At 62.6% G+C, this 16,903-nt stretch carries 14 protein-coding genes, 2 tRNA genes and 2 pseudogenes; 10 read left to right on the top strand and 8 right to left on the bottom strand.

The features are described 5' to 3' along the window. The first annotated feature begins 50 nt into the window (after positions 1–50). Positions 51–126, top strand: a tRNA-Lys gene (locus OZ911_RS22005). 83 nt (positions 127–209) lie between these two features. Here OZ911_RS22005 and OZ911_RS22000 read toward each other — a convergent pair. From OZ911_RS22000 to OZ911_RS21990, 3 genes are all read right to left on the bottom strand, one after another. Next, complete coding sequence (locus OZ911_RS22000) at positions 210–1,169, bottom strand: cation diffusion facilitator family transporter (protein ID WP_016488647.1); 960 nt, start codon at positions 1,167–1,169, stop codon at positions 210–212. Between the two features lie 145 nt (positions 1,170–1,314). Next, positions 1,315–3,381 carry a methyl-accepting chemotaxis protein gene (locus tag OZ911_RS29130; RefSeq protein ID WP_070086902.1) on the bottom strand — a complete coding sequence of 689 codons (2,067 nt, stop codon included), beginning with the start codon at positions 3,379–3,381 and terminating at the stop codon, positions 1,315–1,317. Positions 3,382–3,446: 65 nt separating this feature from the next. Continuing rightward, positions 3,447–4,799, bottom strand: a complete 1,353-nt coding sequence (locus tag OZ911_RS21990) for an APC family permease (protein ID WP_016488645.1) — start codon at positions 4,797–4,799, stop codon at positions 3,447–3,449. Between the two features lie 439 nt (positions 4,800–5,238). Between OZ911_RS21990 and OZ911_RS21985 the strand changes: the two genes are divergently transcribed. Together OZ911_RS21985 and nadA are read left to right on the top strand one after the other, a co-directional pair. Next, a complete protein-coding gene (locus tag OZ911_RS21985; protein ID WP_023049389.1) occupies positions 5,239–6,747 on the top strand; it encodes a YdgA family protein in 1,509 nt (502 codons plus the stop codon). Between the two features lie 270 nt (positions 6,748–7,017). Beyond that, a complete protein-coding gene (gene nadA / locus OZ911_RS21980; RefSeq protein ID WP_016488643.1) occupies positions 7,018–8,076 on the top strand; it encodes a quinolinate synthase NadA in 1,059 nt (352 codons plus the stop codon). A gap of 114 nt (positions 8,077–8,190) precedes the next feature. Here the strand turns inward: nadA and OZ911_RS21975 are convergent. The 3 genes and pseudogenes from OZ911_RS21975 to OZ911_RS21965 form a co-directional block, all read right to left on the bottom strand. Beyond that, positions 8,191–8,346: pseudogene (locus OZ911_RS21975) on the bottom strand (M48 family peptidase); the annotation flags it as partial. 179 nt (positions 8,347–8,525) lie between these two features. Then, a pseudogene (locus OZ911_RS21970) lies at positions 8,526–8,681 on the bottom strand (M48 family peptidase); the annotation flags it as partial. A gap of 180 nt (positions 8,682–8,861) precedes the next feature. After that, on the bottom strand, positions 8,862–10,298 hold the full coding sequence (locus OZ911_RS21965) for a M48 family metalloprotease (protein WP_023048308.1): 1,437 nt from the start codon (positions 10,296–10,298) through the stop codon (positions 8,862–8,864). Positions 10,299–10,420: 122 nt separating this feature from the next. Here OZ911_RS21965 and OZ911_RS21960 point away from each other — a divergent pair, with 122 nt between their 5' ends. Continuing rightward, entirely contained in the window at positions 10,421–10,660 is a 240-nt protein-coding gene (locus OZ911_RS21960) for a sulfurtransferase TusA family protein (RefSeq protein WP_016488641.1), read from the top strand. Between the two features lie 20 nt (positions 10,661–10,680). Beyond that, positions 10,681–11,751, top strand: a complete 1,071-nt coding sequence (locus OZ911_RS21955; protein WP_016488640.1) for an AI-2E family transporter — start codon at positions 10,681–10,683, stop codon at positions 11,749–11,751. 34 nt (positions 11,752–11,785) lie between these two features. Here the strand turns inward: OZ911_RS21955 and OZ911_RS21950 are convergent, their stop codons facing one another. Both OZ911_RS21950 and OZ911_RS21945 read right to left on the bottom strand, forming a co-directional pair. Further along, entirely contained in the window at positions 11,786–12,259 is a 474-nt protein-coding gene (locus OZ911_RS21950; protein WP_016488639.1) for a peroxiredoxin, read from the bottom strand. 11 nt (positions 12,260–12,270) lie between these two features. Next, complete coding sequence (locus tag OZ911_RS21945; RefSeq protein WP_016488638.1) at positions 12,271–12,834, bottom strand: glycine cleavage system transcriptional repressor; 564 nt, start codon at positions 12,832–12,834, stop codon at positions 12,271–12,273. 259 nt (positions 12,835–13,093) lie between these two features. On the opposite strand from OZ911_RS21945, the gene dapA reads away from it, so the two are divergent. From dapA to OZ911_RS21920, 5 genes are all read left to right on the top strand, one after another. Beyond that, a complete protein-coding gene (dapA, locus tag OZ911_RS21940; protein ID WP_016488637.1) occupies positions 13,094–13,981 on the top strand; it encodes a 4-hydroxy-tetrahydrodipicolinate synthase in 888 nt (295 codons plus the stop codon). A 15-nt stretch (positions 13,982–13,996) separates the two neighbouring features. Continuing rightward, entirely contained in the window at positions 13,997–15,118 is a 1,122-nt protein-coding gene (gene bamC, locus OZ911_RS21935) for an NlpB/DapX family lipoprotein (RefSeq protein ID WP_016488636.1), read from the top strand. After that, a complete protein-coding gene (locus OZ911_RS21930; protein WP_016488635.1) occupies positions 15,119–15,877 on the top strand; it encodes an MBL fold metallo-hydrolase in 759 nt (252 codons plus the stop codon). Positions 15,878–15,907: 30 nt separating this feature from the next. Further along, on the top strand, positions 15,908–16,618 hold the full coding sequence (gene purC / locus OZ911_RS21925) for a phosphoribosylaminoimidazolesuccinocarboxamide synthase (RefSeq protein WP_011535129.1): 711 nt from the start codon (positions 15,908–15,910) through the stop codon (positions 16,616–16,618). 91 nt (positions 16,619–16,709) lie between these two features. After that, positions 16,710–16,799, top strand: a tRNA-Ser gene (locus OZ911_RS21920). The last annotated feature ends 104 nt before the right edge of the window (positions 16,800–16,903 follow it).

Below are 16,903 nucleotides of genomic sequence, written 5' to 3'. Positions count from 1 at the left end.
ATGGGGTATTGATTTCTCTTTAGAAATCAGTATTATACGCGCCATCAATAGGGTCGTTAGCTCAGTTGGTAGAGCAGTTGGCTTTTAACCAATTGGTCGTAGGTTCGAATCCTACACGACCCACCATACGCAGTACGTCAAAGCCCGCTACCAGAAATGGTCGCGGGCTTTTTCGTTTTCGCGATCTTGGGGCGCACAGCGCCCCCAGCTTACTCGGCCCACTCGGGGTCGCCTGTGAATACCACCGTCAGCCAGCGGTCCGGCCCTTCACCGCCTACTGCATCACCAATCTCGTTGCGCCACGTATCCCATTCATCGATGGTCTTTGCGGCCATTGTCTTTGGCACGATGAAATACAGCTCAATCTCTCGTGAGCGCCCAACCTTGGCGACATAGGCACGGTACGACTGCAGCCCGTGGCGGGCGACAAAGGCCTTGGCCACTTCATCGACGTGCAGCTTGAGGTCGCCGGGGGTAACCAGAAAGATTTCAGACAGCGCCTGGCGGACCACCGACAGCGGCAGCGGAATGATCACCAGGCACACCAGCGCCAGCACCGCCGGGTCGATGTACGGCGACACCCACTCCAGCGATGTGCCTTGCACCGCGTAACCAAAGCAGAAGGCGATCAGCAACGCGGCGGTGATGCTGGCCGACATCACCCAGCCCTTGACGTCCATGCGCACGAAGTCTGACTTCAGCTTGCGGTTGGCGCGGGCTTCGACGACGGCGATGGTCACGCAGGTGATTACGGTCAGCACGGCATAGACCATGGCAATACCGAACTCCAGGTGACGCCCGCCTTGCAACAGGCTGCTGACGGCGTTGATCAGCGCGTAGATGGCCACGCCGCTAAGCAGGATGCCGTTGAGTGCCAGGACCATCGGTTCCAGGTGCCAGAAGCCCATGGTGAAACGCTCACGCAGCTTGCGTGACATCTGCACGCTGGTGGTGTGCGAGGTAATCAGCTTGACCACTACAAGTGAAAGGCCGCTCATGCTGGCGTCGACCAGCGAGTACACGCCGTCGAAGACGATGGAGAATGAGCCGGAGGCCAGGCCGAAGGCGATGCCTATGGTGGCGATGAACAGGGTGACGGCAATCGAGGTGCGTAACAGGCCCTGTTCGCTGGTGATGTCGAAGAAGGTGGATCGGGTTGCGGTTTGCATGACGTGTGCTCAGTAAAAACGATAATGCTGTGGTGGCTGTACGGGCTTCTTCGCGGGCACGCCCGCTCCCGCCGAGCCTGCGTTGGCCTGGAAGGCGACCACGCACCTGTGGGAGCGGGCGTGCCCGCGAAAGGGCCCTTGCAGGTTAGACGCGGAATTGCTCCATCAGCGCCTGTTGCTGGTTGGCCAGCCGGTTCAGCGCCTGGCTGATGCGCGCCGATTCGTCGGCCTGGCCAGCCAGTGATTCTGTCACATCCCGGATGCCGGCCACGTTACGGTTCACTTCCTCGGCCACCGCGCTCTGTTCTTCGGCCGCAGAGGCAATCTGCAGGTTCATGTCGCTGATCACAGTCACCGCCTCGCCAATGCGCTGCAGTGCAGGCAGCGCCTGTTCCATGCGTGCCGCGCTGGCCTGGGCCTGGCGCTGGCCTTCGTGCATGGCGCCCACGACATCTTGGGTGCCTTGCTGCAGGCCTTCGATGACCTGGCGAATTTCCTCCACCGACACCTGCGTGCGCTGGGCCAGGCCGCGCACCTCATCGGCGACCACGGCAAAACCACGCCCGGCTTCGCCCGCACGGGCGGCTTCGATGGCTGCATTGAGTGCCAGCAGGTTGGTCTGCTCGGCGATGGTGCGAATCACCTCCAGCACCGAGCCTATCTGGCCGCTGCGACCCTCCAGTGCGCGGGCCTCGTCCATGGCAGTGTTCATGCCGGCGGCCAGGCGATCGATGCCCTGGCGGGTGCTGTCGATCAGTTGCAGGCCTTCGCGGCTGGCCTGGTCGGCGGCCCGTGCGGCCTGGGCCGCCTGTGAGGCATTGTGTGCAACATCCAGGGCGGTGGCGCTCATCTCGTTGGCCGCCGTGGCCACTTGCTCGATTTCACGGTGCTGCTGCTGCATGCCGTTGCTGGTCTGGCTGGCGATGGCGGCAGACTGGTCGGCGGTGCCGCGGGCCTCCTGCAGCGAGCCCTTGACCTGAGCGATGACGGGTTGCAGTTTGTCGAGGAAGCGGTTGAACCAGTGGGTGAGCTGGCCCAGTTCGTCCTGGCGGGCGTAGTCCAGGCGGCGCGTGAGGTCGCCTTCGCCGCTGGCAATATCTTGCAGGCGTGCGGCCACGGCCAGTATTGGCCGGGTGACGCCGCGTGCGGTCAACCACACCAGCAGCAAGCCTGCGATGGCAGCGCCAAGGCCGATCAGCAGGCTGTTGAGGTTGGCATTCTGGCTATGGGCGTCCAGGCGCTGGTTGAGGGCTACGGCGGGTGCCTGCAGCACGCTTTCCGGCAGTTCCAGCAACACCTGCCAAGGGGCTGCGCCAGGGATCGGGGCGAAGGGGTGGGCCACGCGCAGCAGGCCGTCGGCTACTGCATTGTCCATGGGCTTACCGAGCACGCTGGCGTCACGACTGTTGCCAGCCAGCAGGCCGGCTGCGCTGGCAATACTCACATGGCCCTGGCCATCGAACAGCTCGCGGCGGCCGTCCAGGCTCAGTTGCTGCAGGTTGGCCAGGCCAATGTCCAGGCCGACCACGCCGACAACCTTGCCCTGTTCCAGCAGTGGCAGGGCGATGCTGGTCATCAGCACCTGACGGCCATTGACCTCGTCGAGGTACGGTTCGAGCATGCAGGTAGTGGCGGTGTCCTGCGGGCAGGTCAGCCAACGGTTCTTCGCTGCGCCGTTGCTGCCAATGCTGGCATCGCCAAGCATGGCTTCCGGCATGGCTTCAAGTTCCAGGGCGCCGGGGCGCGGTTGTGACCAGTACAACGAGAAACGCCCGCGTTCATTGCTACCCATCGCCTCCTGGCCAAGGTGCTGGCTGTCCTGCTGGTCCAGCGCGTTGGGCTGGAACACCAGGTACAGGCCGATTACATCCGGGTTGCCGGCCAGGCTGGCACGGGCCTGGCGCGTCAGCTCGGCGCGCAGGTCACTGCCGCCTCGGGCCTTGAGTACCTGCACCAGGCGGGCAAAGCCATTGGCGTACTGATAGGCGTCCATGAAGTAGCGCTGCACCCGCAGGGCCTGGGTTTGCGCGTGGGCCTGCAGGCGCTGGCGCGCACTGTTGTCGAGCATGGCGGTGCTGGCCTGGCTGACCAAGGCAGCGCTGCGCTGCGCCTGGGTCAGCGAGGTGGCCACCAGCAAGGCGACGATGGCCAGCAGGCACAGGCCGGCGAGCAGGGTGATCTTCCACTGGATGGAGAGGCGACGCAGCGGCATGAGGCATTCCTTTTCGGGCAAGTACAACGCCCGCGGTCAGGCGCGGGCGTTGTCGGCAGCGTGGGTCATTCGGCGATGTAGTTGGGCGGTGCCGACCGGAAGGCTTTGGTCAGCCAGCCCAGGTAGATCAACCCGAGCGTTGCCCAGATGCCGCCAAACATCAGCGAGTGCACATTCAGGTCCAGCCACAGCGAGACGATGATGCAGAAGCCGATGGTAGGCAGCACCAGGTACTTCAGTTGGTTGGCCAGGCCTTTGCGGTTGCCTTCGCGCAGGTAGCAGTGGTTGATCACCGACAGGTTGACGAAGCTGAATGCGACCAGTGCGCCGAAGTTGATGATCGAGGTCGCGGTAACCAGGTCGAAGAAGATCGCTGACAGCGAAATCAGCCCCACCACCGCAATGTTCAGCACCGGCGTCTTGTAGCGCGAGTGCAGGCGGGCAAAGAGGCTGGCGGGGATCACGTTGTCGCGGCCCATCACGTACAGCAGGCGCGACACGCTGGTTTGCGAAGCCAGGCCTGAAGCGATGGTGTTGATCACGGTGCAGGCGATGAATACCGACTGGAACAGCTTGCCGCCGACGTACAGGGCGATTTCCGGCAGGGCCGCTTCCTGGTCGTGGAAGCGCGCCATGGTCGGGAAGTAGGCCTGGATGAAGTACGACACGGTGATGAACACCACGCCACCGATCAGTGCGGTCAGGAAGATCGCCCGTGGGATCGTCTTGGCCGGGTCACGGGTTTCTTCGGACAGGCAGGTGACCGCGTCGAAGCCCAGGAACGAGAAGCACAGGATGGTGGCACCGGCAGCCAGCGCGCTGAGGTGGGTCTGGCTGTCGGCGAACGGCAGCAAGCTCCAGGTGGTGCCCAGCCCTTCACCCTGGCCCAGGCCGCGCACGCACAAGTAGATGAACACGGCGATGATCGCCACCTGAACGCCTACAAACAGCAGGTTGAAGTGCGCCACCAGGTTCACGCTGCGCATGTTGATCAGGCTGATCAAGGTGACGAAGCCGACGACCCACAGCCATTCTGGTACTTCAGGGAACATGGCCGAGAGGTACAGCTTGGCCAGCAGCGCGTTGACCATCGGCAGCAGCAGGTAATCCAGCAGCGACGACCAGCCGACCAGGAAGCCCACATGGGGGTTGATCGCACGTTGTGTGTAGGTATACGCCGAGCCCGACTGCGGAAAGCGTTTTACCAGGGTGCCGTAGCTTACGGCGGTGAACAGGATGCCCGCCAGCGCCAGGATGTAGGCGCTGGGCACATGGCCGGCGGTGATGCCGCTGACGATGCCGAAGGTGTCGAACACGGTCATTGGGGTCAGGTAGGCCAGGCCAATGATGATCACGTGCCAGAGGCGCAGGGTTTTGCGAAGTTGGCCGTTGCCGGAAGCGCTGTGATCAGGCTGCATGCTGACATGGCTCCTGGTGCTGGGCGTAAACGGCGGGCACGGTGTATTGCGCATGCGGCAAGGGCGAGCGGGTGGGCTCCATGTTGTTCACCTTTTTTGTAGGAGCAGCAGAAGGCGCGGGGGACGCGCTAAGTGGTGAAAATAAAAAACGATGGGTAGGTTGGTGTCAAGTTAAACATGACAAGATGTTACTGAATTGAAATATTTATCGATTTATAAGGGGTTTTGTTCGGTTTTTGCGCGTTTTTTTGCGGTTTTGATCAATTTGAATGTTCGTAAAAATTAACGAATGTGCCTCCCGTGGATGCGTGTCAGATGGTTCTGAAAAATGGATTTCTCGGTGAAGGCTGGCCCTCGTCTTCCATCGCAGTGTTAATCTTCGCCTCCTGCGTGGCCTTTGCTCACCCAATGAAGCCCTTACGGACAATCGGTTCTATTCATGAAGAAATCAGTTGGCATTCTTTCCGGCCTGGCGATCGCCATTGCCGTCGCATCTACCGCTGGCGCCTGGTACACCGGCAAGCAACTGCCAGCCGAACTGGACAACGCCGTTGCCCGCAGCAACGCCGAACTCAAGAAGGCCCTGGTGACCACCGGCGGCAGCATGAGCATCGAACGGGTATCGCTGGAGCAGCATTTCTTCAGCAGTACCGCCCAGTACCGGCTCAAGGCCCGCGACATAAACCTGGGTGAAGGCGAGGTGGTGAATTTCGACGTGGGCGTGACCGACCAGATTGAGCACGGCCCCTTTCCCTGGTCGCGGGTAAAGGCGTTGAAGCTGATGCCGGTGATGGCGGTCAGCAACAGCACCTTGCAGAAGGACGATGCCACCGCCGCGTGGTTCGCTGCCGCAGGCGAGCAGGCCCCGATCAGTGCACAGACCAGCCTGGGGTACGGCGGCAGTGTGGCCAGCCAGGTCCGGCTGGCGCCGGTCAAGCTTGACGAGGCGGACGGCAACAGCCTCGACTTCTCGGGTATGCAGCTGGAGGTCAGTGGCGACAAGGAGGGCAAGGCTTCGAAATTCCACGGGCAGGCCGACCGTTTCGTGATGAAACTTGTGCGCGATGATCAGCCGCCTGCCACGTTCGAACTCAAAGGCCTGAAGGTTGGCGGCAACTTGGCCGCCACCCCGCACGACACTGTCTATGTGGGTAACGTCGACCTGGCGCTGGCCGAAACCAAGGTCACCCTGGGGCCGAAACAGCAGGTGCTGCAGATCAAGGGCCTGGAGCAGAATGTCCTGCAAGCCCTCGATGGCCCGGATACCGTGGGCGGTCGCGTGGAGTACAAGGTCGGCGACATGACCTGGGATGGCCGTGCGGTGGGCAAGGCGCAGATGGTGGTGAGTGTCACCTCGGTCAACGCACCGGCATTGCAGGCGTTGTCGAAGTGGTACCAGGCGCACTTGCCGGAGTTCGAGGCTGCGTCTGCCGCTGGCCAGCCTGTACCGCAGATCCGCATGGACGACGCTGAGAAGGCCAAATTCCAGGGCGACCTGCGGCAACTGCTGGCCGCCAGGCCCAAGGTGGCGATAGAAAACCTGGCGTTCAAGACCGCCAATGGCGAGAGCCGTTTCAACCTGTCGATGGCCTTCGCCGCCCCAGCCAGCTTCGATCTGCCGCCAGACCAGTTGAGCAAGCAACTGATCACCGAGGTGAAGGGCAAGCTATCGCTCTCCAAGCCGATGATGGGTGACCTGGCGACCTTGCAGGCGCTGCTGGATGGCCAGACTGATGCCCAGGCGATTGCCATGCAATCGAGCCAGGCGGGGGAGATGGTCGGCATGATGGCGCTGCAAAGTGGCCTGGCCACCGTTGAAGGCAACGATGTGGTGAGCAGCCTGCACTATGCCGATGGCATGGTCGACTTCAATGGCAGGAAAATGACCGTGGAAGCGTTTGCCATGCTCATGGCAGCGCACCTGGCAGCACTGTCGCCGCAGGGTTGACACCCGCTTTGTCAGGCAACGCTGTTTTGTAGGAGCGGCCTTGAGTCGAAAGGGCTGCTCCTACACAACGCTCATTGCAGTCGCTCGGGTGACAACACAAAAACCACTTTAGTAATCGCTGGATTGTCTGTAGCCTTCGGCCTCCGATAATAATCCGCGCCCGCAGAGGGCCGTGGCGGCCTGCTTGCCGTCCGGCACCCTTAGCCGATCTGTCAGGGCCGGGTGATACACTCGATTTGATGCGCACGCGCGCCTGCAGGTCCAGCGATCATGACCCAGATTTCCGAACGCCTGTTGGTTCAGGCTCACCTCGACGCCAAGCAGCCCAACCCGCTGACAGCCGAGCAGGAGGCCGAATACCGTGCGGCCATCGCTGCCGAGCTCAAGGCCCAGAACGCCGTGCTGGTTGCCCACTATTACTGCGACCCTGTCATCCAGGCCTTGGCTGAAGAAACCGGTGGCTGCGTGTCCGATTCGCTGGAGATGGCCCGCTTTGGCAAAAATCACCCGGCCGAAACGGTGATCGTGGCCGGTGTGCGCTTCATGGGCGAAACCGCAAAAATCCTCACCCCGGAAAAACGCGTGCTGATGCCCACCCTGGAGGCCACCTGCTCGCTCGACCTGGGCTGCCCGGTTGAAGAGTTCTCAGCCTTCTGCGACCAGCACCCCGAGCGCACTGTGGTGGTCTATGCCAACACTTCGGCTGCCGTGAAGGCCCGTGCCGACTGGGTGGTGACTTCAAGCTGCGCGCTGGAAATCGTCGAAAGCCTGATGGATAACGGCGAAACCATCATCTGGGGCCCAGACCAGCACCTGGGCCGTTACATCCAGAAGCAGACCGGTGCCGACATGCTGCTGTGGGACGGTGCCTGCATCGTTCACGAAGAGTTCAAGTCGCGCCAGTTGGCCGACATGAAGGCGCTGTACCCGGACGCAGCGATCCTGGTGCACCCCGAGTCGCCTGAAGCGGTGATCGAGTTGGCCGATGCGGTGGGGTCCACCAGCCAACTGATCAAGGCGGCGCAAACCCTGCCAAACAAGACCTTCATCGTCGCCACCGACCGCGGCATCTTCTACAAGATGCAGCAGTTGTGCCCGGACAAGGCGTTTGTCGAAGCCCCCACCGCTGGCAACGGTGCGGCATGCCGCAGCTGTGCGCACTGCCCGTGGATGGCGATGAACACCCTGGAGCGGGTGCTGGACTGCCTGCGTAATGGCAGCAACGAGATTTTTGTCGACCCGGCCCTGGTGCCCAAGGCGATCAAGCCGCTGAATCGCATGCTGGACTTCACCCAGGCGGCGCGCCTGAAGCTGTCCGGTAACGCCTGAGATCGCTGGGTCTTTGTGGGAGCGGGCTTGCCCCGCGAACACCGGCGAAGCCGTTGCCAGGCACCGCGTGCCCCCTTCGCGGGGCAAGCCCGCTCCCACAATATTCAACCCCCCTCAGCGCCCCATCATCTCCCGAACCATACGCTGTTGTTCCAGGATCTCGCGCTGGCACTGGTCAATTTGCGACGCCAGCGGGAAGTTGCCGCTCGCCCGGCGCTTGGCGTAGTCCAGCTGCTGGATCGCCTGGTCAAAGTCCCCCACCAGGGTGAAAAGCCGCTGAATCGCATGCTGGACTTCACCCAGGCTGCGCGCCTGAAGCTGTCCGGTAAGGCCTGAGATCGCTGGGTCTTTGTGGGAGCGGGCTTGCCCCGCGAACACCGGCGAAGCCGGTGCCAGGCACCGCGTGCCCCCTTCGCGGGGCAAGCCCGCTCCCACAATATTCGACCCCCTCAGCGCCCCATCATCTCCCGAACCATACGCTGTTGTTCCAGGATCTCGCGCTGGCGCTGGTCAATTTGCGACGCCAGCGGGAAGTTGCCGCCCGCCCGGCGCTTGGCGTAGTCCAGCTGCTGGATCGCCTGGTCAAAGTCCCCCACCAGGGTGAAAAGCCGCTGAATCGCATGCTGGACTTCACCCAGGCGGCGCGCCTGAAGCTGTCCGGTAACGCCTGAGATCGCTGGGTCTTTGTGGGAGCGGGCTTGCCCCGCGAACACCGGCGAAGCCGGTGCCAGGCACCGCGTGCCCCCCTTCGCGGGGCAAGCCCGCTCCCACAATATTCAACCCCCTCAGCGCCCCATCATCTCCCGAACCATACGCTGTTGTTCCAGGATCTCGCGCTGGCGCTGGTCAATTTGCGACGCCAGCGGGAAGTTGCCGCCCGCCCGGCGCTTGGCGTAGTCCAGCTGCTGGATCGCCTGGTCAAAGTCCCCCACCAGGGTGAAGTATTCGGCACGCGCCCGGTGCAAGCCGATGGTATTGCCCGACAAACCCCGCACTTCGGCCATGTCGTACCACACGTCCGGGTCATCCGGCCGGCTCTTGATCAACTCGTTCAACACCTTCTCCGCTTCGGCAGGCTTGTTCTGCTTCACCAGCAGGTCGGCACGCACTTGTTTGAGCGGGTAGTTGCCCGGGTACAGCCCCTGCATCCGTTCGGCCCGCTGCTGCGCGTCGGCCAGGCGGTTGTTGGTGATGTCCAGGTCGATCTGCGCCAGGTTGTAGGTGATGTCGTTGGGCGCCTTGGCCAGTAGCGGCTTGAGCAGTTCACGTGCTTCGTTCAGCTGGCCACCCTTGATTTGCGCCAGGGCCAGGCCGTAACGCGCGGCATCCATCTTGGGGTCTTCGTCCAGCTGGGCGCGGAAGCGCTTGGCGGCAAGCCCCGGGGTGCCTTCATAGGTCAGCGACACCCGTGCGCGGATCAGCTGGTAGCGCATGCTGTCTTCCACGCCACCTTTGGGCGCCTGTTCGGCGCGGTTGCGGGTATCGGCGATACGTGATTCGGTCACCGGGTGAGTCAGCAGAAATTCCGGTGGCTTGGCGCCGTAGCGGTATTGCTGCGCCAGGCGTTCGAACATGGTGGGCATGTTGCGAGGGTCGTAACCGGCCTTTTCCAGGTTCTGGATGCCGATGCGGTCGGCTTCCTGTTCGTTCTGCCGCGAGAAGCGCCGTTGTTCCTGGATCGCCGCGGCCTGGGTGCCGGCAATCATGCCGATACCCGCATCGCCGGCGCCACCGGCAGCCAACACGATACCCGCGAGCAAAGCCGCCATCATCGGCAGTTGCATGCGTTGCTGGGCTTCGACGCCGCGGGCGAAGTGGCGTTGCGACAAGTGCGCCAGTTCGTGCGCCAGCACCGAGGCGTACTCGCCTTCGGTGCGGGCATTGAGAAACAGGCCGCCGTTGACCCCGACGATGCCGCCAGGGGCAGCGAAGGCGTTGAGCTCACGGCTGTCGATCAGGATGAATTCCAGGCGCCGGTCCTGCAACTGGCTGGTTTCGGCCAGGCGGTACACGGTAGTTTCGACATAGTCCTTGAGCTGCGGGTCGTTCAACTGGTTGACCTGGCCGCGCAGCAGGCTCAGCCAAGCACGGCCCAGCTGGTGCTCCTGTTGCGGCGAGACGATCGCGGAACTGGCGTCACCCAGTGATGGCAGGTCGTCAGCATGGCCGGGAAGGGCCATCAGGCAGGCCAGCGTCAGCAGGGTGGGGCGCAGTAGATTCATGCACGAAGCTCGCGTCGATCAAAGATACCTACTGTAGCGGGCTCACACGTTGGCGACCAGTGGCGCTATCCTAGCCGACCCTGTCAAGCAGCAACCTGGCAATGCCTTTGGAGAGCCCCGCGATGAGTGACACCCTGACCTGCGACGCCGAACTGGACGCCAGCGGGCTGAATTGCCCTTTGCCGCTGCTCAAGGCCAAGATGGAACTCAATCGCCTGGCCAGCGGCGCGGTGCTCAAAGTGATCGCCACTGACGCCGGTTCCCAGCGCGACTTCCGCACTTTCGCCAAGCTGGCCGGTCATACCCTGCTGCAGGAAACGGCTGACGCCGGCACCTATACCTACTGGCTGCGCAAGGCCTGAGTCTTTTCCAAGGATCGTCAATGTTCAAAGTGCTTCGCGACTGGATGCAGCGCTACTTCTCCGATGAAGAAGCGGTGGTGCTGGCGGTCCTGCTGTTCCTGGCTTTTACCGCCGTGCTCACCCTGGGCGGCATGCTCGCGCCGGTGCTGGCGGGCATGGTGCTGGCGTTCCTGATGCAGGGGCTGGTCAACGCCCTAGAGCGGCTGCGGGTACCGACCCGGCTGGCGGTGATGCTGGTCTTCGCCTTGTTCATGGGCGCGCTGGCGGTGTTCATGCTGGTGTTGGTGCCGCTGTTGTGGCACCAGCTGATTACCCTGTTCAACGAGCTGCCGGGCATGCTCGGCAAGTGGCAGTCGTTGCTGTTGCTGCTGCCCGAGCGTTACCCGCACCTGGTGTCGGACGAGCAGGTATTGCACGCGATCGAATCGGTGCGCGGGGAAATCGGCAAGTTTGGCCAGTGGGCGCTGACCTTCTCGCTGTCCAGCCTGCCGTTGCTGGTCAACGCCATGATTTACCTGGTGCTGGTGCCGATCCTGGTGTTCTTCTTCCTCAAGGACCGCGAACTGATCGGCCGTTGGGTCAGTGGCTACCTGCCCAGGCAGCGCGCCTTGCTGAACCGGGTAGGCAGTGAGATGAACCGGCAGATTGCCAACTACATTCGCGGCAAGGGCATCGAAATCCTGATCTGCGGCATTGCCACCTACATCGCGTTTATCAGCCTGGGGCTCAACTACGCCGCGCTGTTGGCGCTACTGGTGGGCCTGTCGGTGGTGGTGCCCTATGTGGGGGCAGTGGTGGTGACGGTACCGGTGACGCTGATTGCGCTGTTCCAGTGGGGCTGGGGCGACCAGTTCATATACCTGATGACGGTGTATGCGATCATCCAGGCGCTGGACGGCAACGTGCTGGTGCCGCTGCTGTTCTCGGAGGCCGTTAGCCTGCACCCGGTGGCGATCATTTGCGCGGTGTTGCTGTTTGGCGGGCTGTGGGGGTTCTGGGGGATCTTCTTCGCGATCCCGCTGGCGACGCTGATCAAGGCCGTGCTGGATGCCTGGCCGCGGCAGGAGCCTAGCGTGTCACCGATGCTTTGATGCAACTGGGGCTGCAAAGCAGCCCCCATCAATTTCAAGCCTTGTTCAAGGCCTGGGCAGCCGCCAGCACGGCATCCACATGCCCGGGCACCTTCACCCCACGCCATTCCTGGCGCAGCACACCGTCCTTGTCGATCAGGAAGGTGCTGCGATCAACGCCCATGTATTCCTTGCCATACAGCTTTTTCAGCTTGATCACGTCGAACAGCTGGCACAGGGCCTCGTCTTTGTCGCTGATCAGCTCGAACGGGAAGCCTTGCTTGGCCTTGAAGTTCTCGTGCGACTTGAGGCCATCGCGCGATACCCCGAACACCACGGTGTTGGCTGCGGCAAAGGCATCATGCTGGTCGCGGAACCCCTGGCCTTGGGTGGTGCAGCCCGGCGTGCTGTCCTTCGGGTAGAAGTACAGCACCACTTGCCGGCCCTTGAGCTCGGCCAGGCTGACGGTTTGCCCGCTGGTGGCCTGGGCCTGGAAGTCGGCAACGGGTTGGTCGAGTGCTACGGCCATGGTCGGTTTCCTTACATTGGGTTCTGTGGGCGCCATGGCTCGATCAGCGCATCGAGGTTCAGGGCGTCGGCAAAGTCCAGGAACTGGTCACGCAGCCAGCTGATCTGGGTGCCGGCCGGCAGGATCACGGTGAACTGGGCGTTGAGCATGCTGCTGCCGGTCTGCGGTGCCAGGTAGGTGTCGCAAGTCATGGCTTCCAGCTCGACACGGTGATCGAGGAAGAACTGGCACAGCTCGTTGATGATGTCCGGGCGGTAAGCGGCGCTCACATAAGCCACGTAGGGCAGGGCCTGCGGGCGCACCTCCTGGTCGGCGCTGCGCACCACGTCCAGGGTCAGGCCGTGCTTCTTGCCCAGGCCCGGCAGGGTGGATTCGAGGCGCGCCAGGGCGTCCCAGCTGCCGCCCACCTGCAGCACCAGGGCGCTGGTCTCGCCGTGGCGGCTCAGGCGCGAGGTGACCACCGCGCAGCGGTTTTCGAAGGCAGCGCGGCTGAGGACGTTGGCCAGTTCCATGGGATTCGGGCCCAAGGCACTGATGACAAGGAATTGTTCGCGAACAGTGGTGGGGGTGGACATGCAGCATTCCTAAAGCGATGAGCGGTCGGTGCAGGACGGTCTGAAGCCTCCTGTCGGCAGGGCCCGGGGCTCGCATGCGAGGTCTTGGACGCTGGCGGGGAGCAAGGTCGACGGCCCGGCGGGCCGCGCTGCACCGATCAAAGGGTCAAGGGTAGCGAAATAAGGCGCCGAGGGGAATGCTCCGCCCGCCTGCTTCGCTTGTGCAAGGTCGATGCCCCCAGTACCATTACCGCTCTCTTTTTCCGGCAGGAGCAGTTACATGATTGCGGGCAGTATGGTGGCATTGGTCACACCCATGGATGCACAAGGGCGTGTTGACTGGGGCAGCCTCGACAAACTTGTAGACTTCCACCTGGAAAACGGCACCCATGCGATCGTCGCTGTCGGCACCACCGGTGAGTCGGCCACGCTGGATGTCGAAGAACACATTCTGGTCATCAAGCACGTGGTCGAGCGCGTCAAGCGCAGCGCCAAGCCGATTCCGGTCATCGCCGGCACCGGTGCCAACTCCACCACCGAAGCGGTGCACCTGACGCAAAACGCCAAGAACGCCGGCGCCGATGCCTGCCTGCTGGTTGTGCCGTACTACAACAAGCCGACCCAGGAAGGCCTGTACCAGCACTTCAAGCACATCGCCGAAGCCGTCGACATCCCGCAAATCCTCTACAACGTACCCGGCCGCACCTCCTGCGACATGCAGGCCGAGACCGTGATCCGCCTGTCGACCGTGCCGAACATCATCGGCATCAAGGAAGCCACCGGCGACCTGGTGCGCGCCAAGGCCATCCTCGATGGCGTCAGCAAGGACTTCATCGTCCTGTCCGGCGACGACCCAACTGCCGTCGAGCTGATCCTGATGGGTGGCAAGGGCAACATCTCTGTTACGGCCAACGTCGCCCCGCGCGAAATGGCCGACCTGTGCGAGGCCGCCCTTGAGGGCAATGCCGAGAAGGCCCGCGCAATCAACGAAAAACTCATGCCGCTGCACAAAGACCTGTTCTGCGAAGCCAACCCGATCCCGGTGAAGTGGGCGCTCGTCGAAATGGGCCTGATGCAAAAAGGCATTCGCCTGCCACTGACCTGGCTGAGCGAAGGCTGCCACGAAAAAGTCCGTACTGCCTTGCGCCAGTCCGGCGTACTGGTTTAAGAGGAAGTGCACCGCATGAAGCGACTGGCTGGTCTTTCCGCCCTTGCCCTGATTATCTCCAGCACCAGTGGGTGTGGCTGGCTGTGGGGCGAGGATGGCTATTTCCGCGACCGCGGCAGCGATTACCTGCAGGCGCACCCGACCGCGCCGATGCAGCTGCCGCAGGACGTCAGCAACGTCAAGCGCCTTGACCCGTTGCTGCCCATTCCACGTAACGTCGCCGATGACAATGTCGCTGGCGAGTTCGAGGTGCCGCGCCCGCAACCGCTGACCGGTGGCGCCGCCCAGGTTACCGATTACAGCCTGCAACGCAGCGGCAGCAGCCGTTGGGTGCTGGCCCAGCATTCGCCTGCCGAGGTGTGGCCAGTGGCCCGCCAGTTCTTCGAGGACAACGGCTTCCGTATTGCCGAAGAGCGCCCGCAGACCGGTGAATTCAACACCACCTGGCAGCGTTTCGACGAGCTGTCGGCCTCGCTTGGCCAGCGCCTGGCCAGCACTGCCAGCAGCGGTGACAGCGAAGTGCGGGTACGTGTGCGCATGGAGCCCGGCGTGCAGCGCAACACCTCCGAGGTGTACGTGGTGAGCGTCGAGCGCCCGGCCGGCAGCACTGCCGAGCCTGCATTTCCGTCCACGTCTGCCAACACCGGCGCCGATGCTCTGCTGGTCGACGAAATGCTTGCCAGCATGAACCGCAGCGCCGAGAAGGGCGGTTCGGTGTCGCTGCTGGCCGCGCGCGATTTCGACGCGCCAAGCCGCGTCAGCCTCAGCGAAGACGGCAGCGGCAACCCGGTGCTGTACCTGGGCTCCGACCTGGACCGCGCCTGGTCTGGCGTGGGCCGTGCCCTGGAGCAGGGTGGCGAGTGGCGTGTCGAAGACATCAACCGCAGCCTGGGCCTGTACTACATCAACCTGTCGGAAAAGCCTGACGACAAGCAGAACCAGCCTGGCTTCTTCAGCCGCATGTTCGGCAGCGAGCCGACCAAGGAAGAGCGTGAAGCCCGCGCCGAGCGCTACCAGGTTCGCCTGAGCAAGGTGGGTGAGAGCGTGCAGGTCACGGTCGAGAAAAACATCAACACCGTGGCTCCGGCCGATGTCGCCCGCCGCGTGCTGAGCGCCATTCAGGACCACCTGGGTTAAGTGCGCTTCGCGGTACTCGGAAGCGGTAGCCAAGGGAACGGCACGCTGATCGCCAGTGGTGACACGTTCATCCTGGTCGATTGCGGCTTTTCCCTGCGTGAAACCGAGCGGCGCCTGGCGCTGCTCGGCGTCTCGGCGGCCCAGCTCAGCGCAGTATTGGTCACCCACGAACATGCCGACCACGTGCATGGGGTCGGCTTGCTGTCACGGCGCTACAATGTACCGGTCTACCTCAGCCAAGGGACCTTGCGCGGCATGCGCAAGCCGGTGGAGGTGGCCGGTTTTCTCGCTTGTGGCCAAAGCCTGCGTATCGGCAGCCTGGAAGTGACCGCAGCGCGGGTAGAGCACGACGCCTACGAGCCGTTGCAGTACGTGATCAGCGACGGCCAGCGGCGCTTCGGCATGCTGACCGACCTGGGCTCGTACGACGCGCTGTTGCTGGAACGTTACCAAGGCCTGGATGCACTGCTGATCGAGGCCAACCATTGCCGCGACCTGCTGGCACGCGGTCACTACCCGGTCTTCCTGAAGCAGCGGGTAGGTGGCATGCAAGGGCATTTGAACAATCACCAGGCCGCGCGCCTGGTGCACGAGTTGGGCTGGAGCAACCTGCAACACCTGGTGCTGGCCCACCTCAGCAGCAAGAACAACCTGCCACACTTGGCCCGCCAGTGCTTTGTCGACACCTTAGGGTGCGACCCGGACTGGCTCCAGGTGGCGAATCAGGAACACGGGCTCGACTGGCGCGAAATCGCCTAGCCCAACACCTCAAGCAAGCGGAGCCCAATCATGGAAAAACGCGACGAACTCTACCGCGGCAAGGCCAAATCGGTTTACAAGACCGACGACGCCGACCGCTTGATCCTGCTGTTCCGTAACGACACTTCGGCGTTCGACGGCAAGCGCATCGAACAACTCGACCGCAAAGGCATGGTGAACAACAAGTTCAACGCCTTCATCATGCAGAAACTGGAAGAAGCCGGCGTGCCAACCCAGTTTGACAAGCTGCTGGGTGACAACGAGTGCCTGGTGAAGAAGCTGGACATGATCCCGGTCGAATGCGTAGTGCGCAACTACGCCGCCGGTAGCCTGGTCAAGCGCCTGGGCGTGGAGGAGGGCATCAAGCTCGAGCCGTCCACCTTCGAACTGTTCCTGAAAAACGACGAGAAGGGCGACCCCTTCATCAACGAATCCCACGTTGTCGCGTTCGGCTGGGGCACCGCCGAGCAGCTGGTCGAAATGAAAAAGCTGTCGCTGAAGGTTAACGAAGTGCTGAGCAAGCTGTTCGATGACGCCGGCCTGCTGCTGGTCGACTTCAAGCTGGAGTTCGGCGTATTCCACGGCCAGATCGTGCTGGGCGACGAGTTCAGCCCGGACGGCTGCCGCCTGTGGGACAAAGAAACCCGCAAGAAGATGGACAAGGACCGCTTCCGTCAGGGCCTGGGCGACGTAATCGAAGCCTACGAAGAAGTTGCCAAGCGCCTGGGCGTGCCGCTGTAAGCGGCCCGTTCACGCAAGCGCCTGATACCACGCGATTTTTTTTAAAAAAAGGTTTGCGTTTTAAAAGAACGCTGGTATGATGCGCGGCATTGGAGAGATGCCGGAGTGGTCGAACGGGACGGATTCGAAATCCGTTGTACTGGCAACAGTACCTAGGGTTCAAATCCCTATCTCTCCGCCATACATACGAAACCCCCGTAGATTAAGGTCTGCGGGGGTTTTTCGTTTCAGAATTGTACTACTCAAATCCCCGTTGCCGCACGCCAAATCCTTCGCTATATCCTC

It is taken from the genome of Pseudomonas fortuita, assembly GCF_026898135.2.
GTDB classification, from domain to species: domain Bacteria; phylum Pseudomonadota; class Gammaproteobacteria; order Pseudomonadales; family Pseudomonadaceae; genus Aquipseudomonas; species Aquipseudomonas fortuita.
This window is presented reverse-complemented; position numbering and strand designations above follow the sequence as displayed.